Origin of the sequence: Synechococcus sp. R3-13, assembly GCF_047462195.1 — a bacterium.
GTDB lineage: Bacteria > Cyanobacteriota > Cyanobacteriia > Thermostichales > Thermostichaceae > Thermostichus.
In genome coordinates this window covers 1-12,931 of record NZ_JANSIO010000361.1, presented here as the reverse complement: position 1 = coordinate 12,931, position 12,931 = coordinate 1, and the positions used below count along the sequence as shown (strand labels likewise).

Below are 12,931 nucleotides of genomic sequence, written 5' to 3'. Positions count from 1 at the left end.
ACGGTACCTTAGGGCATAAGGGAACCGCCCCGCAAGGGGGAACGCCTGGGGAGACGAGCGCCGCTGCCGTGGAGGGGAAGCCTGACACGGTAAGCGCTGTCGCAGAACCAGGAACCAGAATCCCCTGTCTTTAGGCAGGGGAGTATGTCAAATCCCCAAAGAGACTCACCGAGCCGTGAAGCGCATCCTGTTGGAATCGGATCAAGATCTTTCGGAGCTGATCGAGGCGCTGCTCAGCCAGTGGCTGCGTTCTCAGTCGGGAAAGGTTTGAAACCAAAATCTGGGGAAGGGGGGCATCGCGGACCCCACAGCCGCATAGGATCCCGCTGTCGGGGATCGGAGGGAGCACACAGATTCCAGATAAGAATAAGATGAAGGGGCGTGAGGCAGGGATCCCCGAACGCGAGGTGGGGCCGTTCGCAATAGCGGGACGGAGTCCTTGGGCAAGTTGCGCGAGGGGAAGTCTGCGTTGGGAGGACGTCACGCTCTTTCAGGGGTAAAGGGATCCTTTATGCAAGCCATCACCTTGCTCGGCTCCACCGGCTCGATTGGCACCCAAACTCTGGACTTGGTGGCCCAGTATCCGGAGCGTTTTCAGGTTGTTGGCCTGACCAGCTACAGCAACGTTGCCCTCTTGGCCGAGCAGGTGCGGCGGTTTCGGCCCCAGATGGTTGCCATTGGCCGGGAAGAACTGCTGCCGGAGCTGCGGTCGCTGCTGACGGGGATCCGACCGCTGCCGGAGTTGGTGGCCGGAACGGAGGGGCTGTGTCAGGTGGCGGCTCACCCGGCGGCCCAGCGGGTGGTGACGGGGATCGTCGGCTGCGCCGGTTTGTTGCCAACCCTGGCGGCCATCCGTGCCGGCAAAGACATTGCCCTGGCCAACAAAGAAACCCTGGTGGCAGGGGGGCCGGTGGTGCTGCCCTTGGTGCGGCAGTACGGGGTGAACCTGATCCCCGTCGACTCTGAGCATTCGGCCATTTTCCAATGTTTACAGGGGGTGCCGGCGGGATCCCTGCGAAGAATCCTGTTGACTGCCTCGGGTGGCGCCTTTCGGGATTGGCCTGCCGAAAAATTGGATCAGGTCACCCTGGCCGATGCCCTCAAGCATCCCAATTGGGTGATGGGGCGCAAAATCACCATCGACTCGGCTACCCTAATGAACAAGGGCCTGGAGGTGATCGAGGCCCACTGGCTCTTCGGCCTGGACTACGACCACATCGACATCCTCATCCACCCGCAGAGCATTGTCCACTCCCTGATCGAGCTGGCCGATACCTCGGTTCTGGCCCAGTTGGGCTGGCCGGACATGCACCTGCCCATCCTCTACGGCCTCAGTTGGCCGGAACGCCTGGCCACCCCCTGGAATCCCCTCGATTTGGTCAAGCTGGGATCCCTCACCTTTAAGGCTCCGGATCACCGCAAGTACCCCTGCATGGAGTTGGCCTATGCCGCTGGACGGAGGGGGGGAACGCTGCCGGCAGTGTTGAATGCGGCCAACGAAGCGGCGGTGGCCCTGTTCTTGCAGGAGCGCATCCGTTTTTTGGATATTCCCCGTCTCTTGGAGCGGGTTTGTGAGCGGCATCAAGTCATTGCCGATCCCAGCCTGGAGGACATTTTGCAGGCAGATGCCTGGGCACGGCGGGAAACGGCACAACTGGCCCAGCAAGCCCCGGCTCAGGTTCTGGTCTGATCCCTACCGGGGGGATCCGGCTGAACGCTAGAGTGGAAGAGGATGCAGGGAGCAAGTGAGTGACCGGATCCCATCTCCGACAATTGGCCCATTATCTGCGCCCCTATCGACGACAGGTGGGGTTGGGCATTGGATCCCTGCTCTTGGTCAATGGCCTGGGGGTGTTCCTGCCCTGGTACGTCAAGCTGGTCATCGATGACCTGAGCCAGAACCTGGCCACTTTGTCGGCCCGGCGCATTGCCCTTTACGCCTTGACGGTGCTGGTCGTCTCCAGCCTGATGATGGGCATTCGCATTGCCTCGCGGGTGTGGATGTTTGGGGTGGGACGGCAGGTGGAGTTTCACCTCAAGCAAGCCATCTTCGAGCATTTGCTCACCCTGCAGCCTTCCTACTTTGCCCAGCAGACCATTGGGGACATTCTCACCCGCATCACCAGCGATGTGGAAAACATCCGCCGCCTGTTGGGCTTTGCCCTACTCAATTTGGCCAACACGATCTTTGCCTATGCCACCACCTTGCCCGCCATGTTTGGCATCGAGCCCCGCCTCAGCGCACTGGCCCTATCGGTGTTTCCGGTGATGTTGGTGCTGGTGAAGTTGAGCAGCAACCGCCTGCAGCAGGAGCAGCTCCAGGTGCAGCAGGAGTTGGCAGATCTGAGCGATCTCATCCAAGAAGATCTGAACGGCATCACCGTCATCAAGGTATACGGCCAAGAACAGCACGAGCAGCAGGGGTTTCGCCGCCAGAACCAGCGGCTGCTGCAGGCCAATTTACGCTTAGCCCTCACCCGCAACTTGCTCTTCCCCTCTTTGGTGGCGCTGGTTAGCCTCAGTTTGTTGCTACTGCTGGCGGTGGGGGGGCCGCAGATTGCGGCAGGGACGCTGACCATTGGGGATTTTTCGGCCCTCACCCTCTACGTGGAACGGTTGGTATTTCCCACCGCCCTGCTGGGCTTCACCATCACGGCCTACCAGCGGGGGCAGGTCAGCTTGGAGCGGATCGATGCTCTGTTGGGGGTAGAACCCACCATCCGAGACGCCCCAGGCGCTTTGCCGTTGCCTCTGGAGAGGGTGCAGGGTCGCCTCGAGGCCAGAGGTCTCGCGTTTGCCTTCGCCGGCCCTGCGGCAGCTCCGGCTCTAGAGGATTTGCACTTTTGCATAGAACCGGGCCAGATGGTGGCGGTGGTGGGGCCAATTGGGGCGGGCAAGTCCACCCTGGCCAATGCCCTTCCTCGCCTGCTGGAGATCCAGCCGGGGCAACTGTTTTTGGATGGGCAGGACATCACCCAGCTCCAACTGGGATCCCTGCGGCGGGCCATTGCCTACGTGCCCCAGGAGAGCTTTCTGTTCAGCGCCACGGTTCGGGATAACATTCGCTACGGCAAGCCGGATGCCGAAGATTGGGAGGTGGAATGGGTGGCCAAAGCCGCCCACATCCACGCCGAGATCCTCAACTTCCCCAACGGCTACGACACTCTGGTGGGAGAGCGGGGCATCACCCTCTCCGGTGGCCAGCGACAGCGGGTGGCCTTGGCCCGGGCTTTGCTGGTGGATGCTCCCATCTTGATCCTGGATGACTCTCTCTCCAGTGTGGATAACCAGACGGCCCAAGCCATCCTCCGCCATCTGCGTCGGGTCACGGCCCAGAAAACGGTGATCTTCATCACCCATCGCCTTACGGCTGCGGTGGAAGCCGATCAGATTTGGGTGATGGACAGGGGCCGCCTCGTGCAGAAGGGATCCCATGCCGAATTGCTGGCGGACGAGAAGGGCCTCTACGCTTCTCTGTGGGCCAAGCAAAAGCTGGAGGAGATACTGGCCTGATTTCTTCACCCCTGGCTCCTCTCCCAAGGTAAAGAGGGGATCTCGCTAGCGCTCTGGTCGGAAAGGGGGTTGAGCGGCTACCGTAAGCTGCAAAGCAGGGAGGAGTGGTGGAATGGAGACTGTTGGGATTGTTCGCGCTAGGGGTGCGGAGCACCCTCTGTGGGAATTGCTCAGCCAAGCTGGGATCCAGCCTCAATTGGCCCAGGGATCCCTGGAGGGGGTGCAGGTCTGGGGCCTCTGTGCCGACTCTCGCCAGGTACAGCCGGGGGATCTCTTCTTGGGGATGCCGGGATCCCGCGTGGATGGGGGTTGCTTCGTGGCCCGGGCCCTGGCGGCAGGGGCAGTGGCGGCCCTCATTTCCCAAGAGGCGTGGGAGAGCGTCAGCGGAGAGGCTGGATGGGGAAGTCAGCCCGTCCTGGTTTTGCCTCGCGCCAGCCTGAACAGGGCCGTGGCCCAGGTGGCGGCAGCTTTCTATGGGTTTCCCGCCCGCCAACTGACCTTGGTGGGGGTGACGGGCACCAATGGCAAAACCACCACCACCCATCTCATTGAACATTTGGTGCAGGCTGCCGGTCGCTCCGCGGCTTTGCTGGGCACTCTGTACAACCGCTGGCCGGGCCACAGCGAAGTTGCTCCCCACACCACCCTTTTTCCGCCTGAACTGCAGCGCAGCCTCAGGGAAGCCCAGAGAGCCGGGGCGGAGGTGGCGGTGATGGAGGTGAGCTCCCATGCTCTCGCTCAAGATCGGGTGTGGGGATGTTCCTTTGCCGCTGCCGTCTGGACCAACCTTACCCAGGATCACCTGGACTTTCACCAGACGCTGGAGAACTACTGGCAGGCCAAAGCCACCCTCTTCCGACAGGAGTATCTCCAAGGGCGGGCGGTGATCAACGCCGACGATGCTGGGGGACGGCGGCTCTTGCAAGCCATTCGGCCCGATCTGCAGCCCTGGGCCTACTCGCTGCAGCCTCTGGAAGGGATCCCCGGCCTCTGGCCCAGCAACGTTCAATTGCACCCCAACGGCTTACAGGCGACGCTCCACACCCCCTCTGGCGCCTTTGCCGTGGAGGCCCCCCTGGTGGGATCCTTCAACCTGGCCAACCTGCTGGCGGCGGTGGGGGTAGCCCTGCACTTGGGGATCCCTGTCGAGATCATCCAGTCGGCCCTGCCCCACTTTCCGGGCGTACCGGGGCGGATGGAGCGGGTGACCCTGCCGGGGCAGGATATCGCGGTGATTGTGGACTATGCCCACACCCCCGACGGGCTGGAAAACCTGCTCAAGGCCCTGCGCTCCCAGGTGCAAGGTCAGCTTATCTGTGTCTTTGGCTGTGGCGGGGATCGGGATCGGGGCAAACGACCGCAGATGGGCCGCATTGCCGCCACCTGGGCCGATCAGGTGATCGTTACCTCCGACAACCCCCGCACCGAAGATCCCCAGCAGATCCTACGGGATATTTTGGCCGGGATCCCTGGATCCCCCAGGGCGGTGGAGGTGGATCGGCGGCAGGCCATTCGCCTGGCCATCCTCGAAGCGCGGCCAGGGGATACAGTGGTGATCGCCGGCAAAGGCCACGAAGACTACCAAATCCTGGGCACCGAGAAGGTTCACTTCGACGACCGGGAAGAAGCCCGTGCCGCCCTGGCCCTGCGCCTGAACAGCCATAGCCCCTCCCGATAAACTCCTCTCTCTCTTCGGAAGAGGGGCTGGGGGTGAGGATTGCCAACAGCAAGTCAAAAGGCTTACAGTTGCCCACATGGGCTACCTAAAGATGGGCTAGACTCAGTACAACGAGAAGCACAAGCCCTATGCCTTCTTCTTCCGTGGATGTTCGCGAGCTACCCCTGTTTCCCTTGCCGGAGGTGGTACTGTTTCCGGGCCGCCCTCTGCCGCTGCACATATTCGAGTACCGCTACCGCATGATGATCAACACCATCCTGGAGACGGATCGCCGCTTTGGGGTGCTGATGTTCAATCCCCAGACGGGATCCCCGGTGCGGGTAGGGTGTTGTGCTGAGGTGTTGCAGGTGCAGCGCTTGCCGGATGACCGTATGGACATTTTGACCTTGGGGCAGCAGCGCTTCCGCGTCTTGGATTACGTGCGGGAAAAACCCTTCCGGGTGGGGCTGGTGGAATGGATTGAGGATGAGCCGACCACCCCTTCCGATGACCTGCAGGGCTGGGTGCGCCAGGTTACCACTCTCCTTCAGGATGTGGTGCGTCTCTCGGGCAAGCTGATGGAGCGGGATGCAGAGTTGCCGGAGCAGCTCCCCACCACTCCCATAGAATTGTCCTACTGGGTGGCCAGCCACTTTCATGGAGCCCCCCAAGAGCAGCAAGCTCTGCTGGAAATGGTCAGTACCGAAAGCCGGCTGCGCCGGGAAGCCGAAATTCTTGAGTCCACCCGCAAGCACTTGGCCGCCCGCACAGCCCTCAAGGATCTGTTCACGGAAATTTCCTGAGGTTCCCGTTAACCGATCAGATTTGCTCCCATCTGTTCGGGTAGCTCTTGTGGGTTCTTCCAGAGGGGACAATTCGGCCTTCTCGGCTCCCTGCAGAAGAGAAAGTTGGGTATACCTTCCCATTTTTCATGCCCTACCCTCGCCGCTACTTGCGCTTTCCCTCTCAGATCCTGGGCCGGGAAATGGAGATGCTCCACTTCGGGCATCACGGCTACCCGCTGATCTGTCTGCCCACCAGCAACGGGCGTTTTTTTGACGTGGAAGATCGCGGCATTATTGCCAGCCTCAGCCATCATCTGGAACAGGGCTATTTGCAGGCTTTTTGCGTGGAAACCCTGGATTGGGAGACTTTGTTCAACCGCCAGCTGGACTTGCCCCAACGGCGGGATCGTTGGCTGTTGCTGGAGCAGCACTGGGTAGAAGAGCTGATCCCCTACGCCAAGGCCGAGGCGCAAAATGAGTTTCTGGTGGTGGCTGGGTTTTCCCTGGGAGCTACCCATGCTGTCAACCTCACCTGTCGGCATCCCGGCCTAGTGCGCCGTTGTTTGGCTCTGGGGGGGCCCTACGATGTGGCCGCTCTCGGCTCCATCACCGGCTGGGATCCCCAACGGGCAGAGCAGGAGCTGTATTTCATCAACCCGCTGGCCTATATGTCCAACATGAGCCGGCAACTCTGGGATCAGTTGGGCGGGCGCAACACCGAGCTGAAGTTGCTCACCGCTCGCCGCGACCACTGCCTCAGCGACAATCTGCGCCTGGCAGAAGTGCTCAGCCGCAACGACATCCCCCATCAACTGGAGGTATGGGAGGGGGATCACGACTGGCCCACTTGGCAAGCGCAAATCCGCGCCTTCGCGTAGGATCCCTTGCAGGGAATAGCTTTTGAGAGAGCTTTGATGATTGAAGACTATTGGGTTGGCAGCCTGCACTTCAGCGAGCCTTTTGGGGACGATACTCTGGCCCGCCTCAACGCACTTCCCCCTGTTCAAGCTCGCAACGGCCAAACTTACAAGATCCGGGCCGAACATGTCACCATTCACGAGGTGAACCTGGATTACCGCACCAAGTATCGCCTGATCCTGGATCGTTTCAGCTACCTTTACCCCCAAGCCATCGGCCTGTTCATGGGCTTTGCCTTTCGGGGGGTTTACCTCATCAACAACCCGTTTAGCTTTTATTACTACCTGCGCAACAAAGATGCTGCCTACATGGTGGTCAAAGAGCTGGGGATCTCCATCCCCAAAACTTACATTCTGCCCCCTAAAGAAGCCCCCGCATTGAAAGCAGAAGATTTTAAGTATCACAAGTTTTTCGATTGGCAGGGGATGGCGGAAGATCTGGGCTGGCCAATTGTGATTAAGCCGGCGGAGGGGCGAGAGGCCATTGGAGTAGAAATAGCCCACAACATGGAGCAGCTCCTCTATTTTTACGACCGCTCTGGATCTCAGGTGATGATGATCCAAGAGAAGGTCAAAACCCCTTACCCTTGGCAGATTCGCGCCCTCTGCATTGGCCGAAAGATCATTCCGATTAAGTACATCTTTCGTAAATTCGATGCTAGCGAGTATCTGTTCGATCCAGAATTTCTCACGCCGGAAATGGGCCAGAAAGTCATCAATACCTGTCGGATTATCAATCGAGTTTTGGGCTATGAAATGAACTCGGTGGAGCTATTTATTGACGAGCAGGGAGAGCTGCAGGCCATCGACTTTAACAATCCGGTGCCCGATGGGCGGCTCAAGGCTTTGGGAGAGATCTTCTATAACGATTACCAGCAGGCCCTTTGCGATTTGGTCTTGGACATCGTGCGGGAACAGCGTCCTTTCGACTTCCTGCCCCCAGATATCAACCGCTTTGCCCACATTGCCCGACGGGCCGATCTCACCCGCGAGCAGAAGTTTCAGATGGCTTTGGAATTGGCCAACCGTTACTACGAGCCCAGGGATCCCGATTAAAATCAAACCAGAACCCAAAAGTGTGGTTTTCCGCCGGAGAAGTTGTGGACGGGCAAAGGAGCAGCAGCGTGGTTTCCGACCCCGTTTCAGGGTGGTCCATAATCAAGCAGGCGCAGGGATCCTGCCAGGTGCTGCATTTGGCGGCGGGGGATCCCCTCTTGAGTCGGCAAGAGCATTGGGGGCCTTTTCCCGGCCAAGCTGAGGCAATTGCACGGCGGGTTGGTCTGATCCGAGCAGGCAAATGTCAACCGGGTTGAAATGGCGCTGGTGCCACGATATTCGCGAGATCCCAGCAGGGGCCTGGCACGCCTTGCAAACGGAGCGCACCTCTCCTTTTTTGGAATACGAATGGTTGCACAGCCTAGAAAGCTCAGGTTGTGCCAGCCGCAAGACGGGGTGGCTGCCCTGTCACCTGTTGGTGGAGGCAGACGGCCAGTTGGTTGCTGCTGCCCCCTTGTATTTGAAAAGCCACAGCCAGGGGGAGTTTGTCTTTGACCAAGAATGGGCTGCAGTTGCCGGCCAATTGGGGGAACGCTACTACCCGAAGTTAATCGGCATGGCCCCCTTCACCCCGGCCACGGGCTATCGCATCCTCGTCCATCCCGAGTATTCGGAAGCAGAGGTGTGGTCGTTGATGCTGGCAGCCATTGACCGGTTTTGCCAAGAGAAGGATATTTCGGTGTTTAGCTTGCTTTATGTAGATCTGGACTGGCGGACTCAATTGGAGTCGGATGGATTTACGCCCCGGATCACCCACAACTACCAGTGGCACAACCCCGGCTACCGCTCTTACGAAGACTTTTTGAGCCAGTTCAATGCCAACCAGCGGCGCAACATCAAGCGAGAGCGGGCTGCAATGGAAAAAAGCGGCCTAGAACTCAAGATTTACACAGGAGAGGAGATCACGCCCCGCCTGTTGTCTCTCATGTACGACTTTTACAGCAACACCTGCGCCCAATTTTGGAACTGGAGCAAATATCTCAATCGCCGCTTTTTCGAGTCTCTCTATCCCAACTATCGGGAGCGAGTTGTGCTGGTGGCCGGGGAACGGAATGCAGAAATTGTGGGGATGTCTTTTTGTATTCGTAAGGGAGATCGCCTGTTCGGGCGCTACTGGGGTTGTCGGGAGGAGGTGAAGTTTTTGCACTTTAACGTTTGCTACTACGAGCCCATTGCCCTCGCCATCCGAGAAGGGATCCGCAACTTTGATCCCGGCGCAGGGGGATCCCATAAGATTCGACGGGGATTTCCGGCCACGCCTGTGTACAGCTACCACCGCTTCTACAGCCGAAGGCTACAACAGGTTTTGGTGCCCTACCTAAACCGGGTTAACCCTCTCATGTTGGCCGAGCTGGAGAACGTGAATCAAAACGAGGTTCCTTTTCGAGAAGATGTTTTGCCTTCTCTATCTGTTTTGACCAAGGAGTGAACCACTTCATTGGATGGGGTTTTCAATCCCGTAAGCAGTTGGCGGCTGACATGCTTTTTGCCTTGCTACAGCTTTTTCCGGCAATGCTGACTCCAGCCAACACGACCTGACCTATGGTTATAGTTATTTCGAATTTCGGCGAAACAGCCTAATGGAACATCCGATCCCTTCCGGCCTTCCTGATCCCGTTAAACCTGGGGATCTTTTGATGTTGGAGATCACGGCCCTGACCCCCCAGGGAGATGGCATTGCCCACACAGTAGGACTTGGACAAGGGCGAGTGGTGTTTGTGTCCCAGGCGGTGCCCGGGGATCAGGTGGTGGCCCAAATAACCGAGATCAAGCGCAACTACTTGGTCGGGCGAATTCGGTCGCTGATTTCTCCCTCTCCCCAACGGGTGCGACCAGCCTGCATTGTGGCGGACAAATGTGGTGGCTGCCAATGGCAACATGTCAGCTATGCCCAGCAATTGGCCACCAAGCAGCAAATCCTCAGGGATGCACTGGAGCGGATTGGCGGTCTGACTCTGCCGCAGCCTGTCCCTATTTTGGGATCCCGGCAGCCGCTGCGCTATCGCAACAAGGTCACCTACCCCATAACCAAACCGGAGGGCCAGCCCTTGCGCATGGGCTACTACCAACGGGGCAGCCACCGCCTGGTGAACCTCAACCAATGCCCCGTGCAAGACGAGCGGCTGGATGTGTTCCTGAGGGAAATCAAGCGGGATCTCCAAGAAACGGGCTGGAGTGTCTACGACGAAAGTCGTCACCAAGGTCATCTCCGCCACTTGGGTTTGCGCATCGGTCGCCGTACCCGCGAGGTGCTCCTGACCTTGGTCAGTTGCAGTCGTCGCCTGCCCCATCTGGAAAGCTGGGCCGAACGCTGGATGCAGCGCTACCCTGACCTGGTGGGGGTCTGTCTCAATCTCAACTCGGCCCGCACCAATGCCATCTTCGGCCCGGAGACTGAGGTGATTGCCGGTCGGGGGTCTTTGCGGGAGGAATTTGCCGGTTTTTCCCTCTGGATCGACAGCACCTCTTTCTTCCAGGTCAACACAGAGCAAGCAGAAGCCTTTTTTACCTGGATAGCCGACCAACTGAACCTGCGGGGAGAGGAAACCATCCTGGATGCCTACTGTGGCATCGGCACCTTAACCTTGCTGCTGGCGCAACGGGCGAAACGGGCGATGGGGGTGGAAGCTTTGCCGGAAGCGGTGGCCCAAGCCCGCTACAATGCCCAGTTCAACGGTATCGCCTCAGCCCAATTTTTCCAGGGCACGGTGGAACAGGTTTTGCCGACCCTGCCCCCTGCCGACATTGTGGTGCTGGATCCGCCGCGGCGCGGCTGCGACCGCCAAGTGCTCGAGACCCTAAAGCTGCGACGACCACCACGCATCGTCTACATTAGCTGTCACCCTGCCACTTTGGCGCGAGACTTGCAGATCCTACTGGCAGAGGGATCCTATCGCCTCACCCAATGGCGGGCGGCTGACTTCTTTCCCCAAACCGGGCACGTGGAGGGGGTGGCCTTTCTGGAGCGAGTTTGAATTGGAAAGGATCACGCACCTTGGCAAGACCTCAGTCGCCCAGCACTGTGCAGCGGAGCAAAAGATACAGTCGTTTCGCCTATTTCCTTTCTTCCCTTGAGAGAGGGGCCAGGGGTGGTCGCGTTGGCGGCGCGGAGCGCTTGGGAGCGGATTCACCGGTTGGGAAAGCGCACCGTCGAGGGGCCGCAAATGCTAACGTCGGAGTAGGGATCTTCCGGCCTAGCAAGGGATCCCGTTACCCTGGTTTTTGGCTTTTTCTCCGAGATCTGGATGTTAAGAGCTGGAATTGTCGGCCTGCCCAACGTAGGCAAATCTACCTTGTTCAACGCCCTCTGTGAAAATGCCAAAGCCGAGGCGGCCAACTTTCCCTTCTGCACCATTGAGCCGAATGTGGGGCGGGTGGCGGTGCCCGACGAGCGCTTGCAGGTGCTGGCCAAGATCAGCGGTTCTGCCGAGATCATCCCCAGCCAAATCGAGTTTGTGGATATTGCCGGGCTGGTGGCTGGAGCCAGCAAGGGGGAGGGTCTGGGCAACCAGTTTCTCTCCCACATTCGCCAGGTGGACGCCGTGGTGCACGTGGTGCGCTGCTTCCAGGACGAGAACATTGTGCATGTGGCCGGATCGGTGGATCCCTTGCGGGATATCGGGGTGATCAACCTGGAGCTGGCCCTGGCGGATCTGGCCCAGATCGAGCGGCGCATGGAGCGGGTGCGCAAGCAGGCCAAGTCCGACAAAACCGCCCAACTGGAGTTGCAGGCTCTGGAACAATTACAGGCTGCCTTGGACGAGGGCAAGCCGGCTCGCCTGGTACCCCTCAGCCCAGAAGAAGAGCAGTTGATCAAAGGGTTGGGGCTGCTCACCCGCAAAAAAGTCATCTACGCCGCCAATGTGGCGGAAACGGATCTGGCCAGCGGCAATGCCTGGGTGGAGCAGGTGCGGCAATTTGCCGAAGCGGAAGGGGCAGGTGTGGTGGTGGTCTCAGCCCAGGTGGAGGCGGAACTGGTGGAGCTACCCCCCGACGAGCGACAGGCCTATCTGGATTCGTTGGGGGTGAAAGAAGGCGGGCTGAAATCTCTCATCCGAGCCACCTACGAGCTGTTGGGCTTGCGCACCTACTTTACCTCTGGCCCCAAAGAAACCCGCGCTTGGACGATCCCAGTCGGCGCCACAGCCCCTCAGGCAGCCGGGGTGATCCACTCCGATTTTGAGCGGGGCTTCATCCGGGCCGAGACGGTGGCCTATGCCGATCTGGTGGCGGCGGGATCCCTGAATGCCGCCAAAGAAAAGGGCCTGCTGCGCAGCGAAGGCAAAGACTACGTAGTGCAGGAAGGGGATGTGATGCACTTCCGTTTCCATGTCTAGCTCCCCATCCCCCTGCATCTCTCAGCCGTCTCTCTCAGGCAAGCTGGGTTTTCTCAGCAATTTAATCCGCCCTGGACAAGGGATCCCAGCTTGGCGCCTTAGCTCCAGTTGGGTCTGAGAAGCAGCCCTTTCCTGAGAGAACTGTTGACGCTGTAACGAAACATCACAATAATTGGACTAGATAAACAAATGTTTTAGGGATGTATTGATGGATCTGCTGCAATACGGCCCGATGGCCTGGGTTTACATGGCAATCTTTGCCTCTATCATTTGGTGCATCTGGGGTCGTTCCGAAGACGACATCATGTTCTAGAGTGGGATGAGTTCCTCTGCCGACTCAGGCCAACCCCAGCGTCTGAGTTGGCGGAGGCTCTTCCCCAGGTTGCATTCTGCAAGCCGGAGACGCCGAAGCATTTCACTGGATTTCAGCCATGCGTGGGGCTTGGGCCATAGTATCCTGAGCTGCGGGAGACTCTTTCCTTGCCCCAGCAGCACAAACCAGCATGCTCTTTGCGCAGGATCATCTTCTGAAGGTTAGAAGTGTTACCAGCTTGACCTCTCGGCGTCCCCTGCCCAGGGCCGAAAAGGCGGCGGAAGGCTATCGCCTCTCGTGGCGCGGGGTTGCGGTGATGGGGGTGCTGAACGTTACCCCCGACAGCTTCAGCG

The 12,931-nt window shown here is 59.2% G+C and carries 10 protein-coding genes; all 10 read left to right on the top strand.

Annotated features, from left to right (window positions below):
- The first annotated feature begins 511 nt into the window (after positions 1-511).
- The 10 genes from NW856_RS10970 to ychF all read left to right on the top strand — a co-directional run bounded on the left by NW856_RS10970 (position 512) and on the right by ychF (position 12,265).
- The gene (locus NW856_RS10970) at positions 512-1,690 is read left to right on the top strand and encodes a 1-deoxy-D-xylulose-5-phosphate reductoisomerase (protein WP_414400268.1); all 1,179 of its coding nucleotides are present in this window, start codon (positions 512-514) and stop codon (positions 1,688-1,690) included.
- A 59-nt stretch (positions 1,691-1,749) separates the two neighbouring features.
- On the top strand, positions 1,750-3,513 hold the full coding sequence (locus NW856_RS10965) for an ABC transporter ATP-binding protein (RefSeq protein ID WP_414400266.1): 1,764 nt from the start codon (positions 1,750-1,752) through the stop codon (positions 3,511-3,513).
- A 112-nt stretch (positions 3,514-3,625) separates the two neighbouring features.
- Positions 3,626-5,191 carry a UDP-N-acetylmuramoyl-L-alanyl-D-glutamate--2,6-diaminopimelate ligase gene (locus NW856_RS10960; protein ID WP_414400264.1) on the top strand — a complete coding sequence of 522 codons (1,566 nt, stop codon included), beginning with the start codon at positions 3,626-3,628 and terminating at the stop codon, positions 5,189-5,191.
- A gap of 128 nt (positions 5,192-5,319) precedes the next feature.
- The gene (locus NW856_RS10955) at positions 5,320-5,973 is read left to right on the top strand and encodes an LON peptidase substrate-binding domain-containing protein (RefSeq protein ID WP_414355826.1); all 654 of its coding nucleotides are present in this window, start codon (positions 5,320-5,322) and stop codon (positions 5,971-5,973) included.
- 128 nt (positions 5,974-6,101) lie between these two features.
- Positions 6,102-6,833 (top strand): alpha/beta hydrolase-fold protein, encoded by a 732-nt coding sequence (locus tag NW856_RS10950; protein ID WP_414400262.1) that lies wholly within the window; start codon positions 6,102-6,104, stop codon positions 6,831-6,833.
- 36 nt (positions 6,834-6,869) lie between these two features.
- Complete coding sequence (locus NW856_RS10945; protein WP_041436180.1) at positions 6,870-7,928, top strand: ATP-grasp domain-containing protein; 1,059 nt, start codon at positions 6,870-6,872, stop codon at positions 7,926-7,928.
- Positions 7,929-7,996: 68 nt separating this feature from the next.
- Positions 7,997-8,185, top strand: a complete 189-nt coding sequence (locus NW856_RS10940) for a hypothetical protein (RefSeq protein WP_414400260.1) — start codon at positions 7,997-7,999, stop codon at positions 8,183-8,185.
- Complete coding sequence (locus tag NW856_RS10935; protein ID WP_414400258.1) at positions 8,170-9,357, top strand: GNAT family N-acetyltransferase; 1,188 nt, start codon at positions 8,170-8,172, stop codon at positions 9,355-9,357. Before NW856_RS10940 ends, NW856_RS10935 begins: the two co-directional genes overlap by 16 nt.
- Positions 9,358-9,508: 151 nt before the next feature.
- Positions 9,509-10,903 (top strand): 23S rRNA (uracil(1939)-C(5))-methyltransferase RlmD, encoded by a 1,395-nt coding sequence (gene rlmD / locus NW856_RS10930; protein ID WP_414400256.1) that lies wholly within the window; start codon positions 9,509-9,511, stop codon positions 10,901-10,903.
- A gap of 270 nt (positions 10,904-11,173) precedes the next feature.
- The gene (gene ychF, locus NW856_RS10925; protein ID WP_414400254.1) at positions 11,174-12,265 is read left to right on the top strand and encodes a redox-regulated ATPase YchF; all 1,092 of its coding nucleotides are present in this window, start codon (positions 11,174-11,176) and stop codon (positions 12,263-12,265) included.
- Positions 12,266-12,931: the final 666 nt, after the last annotated feature.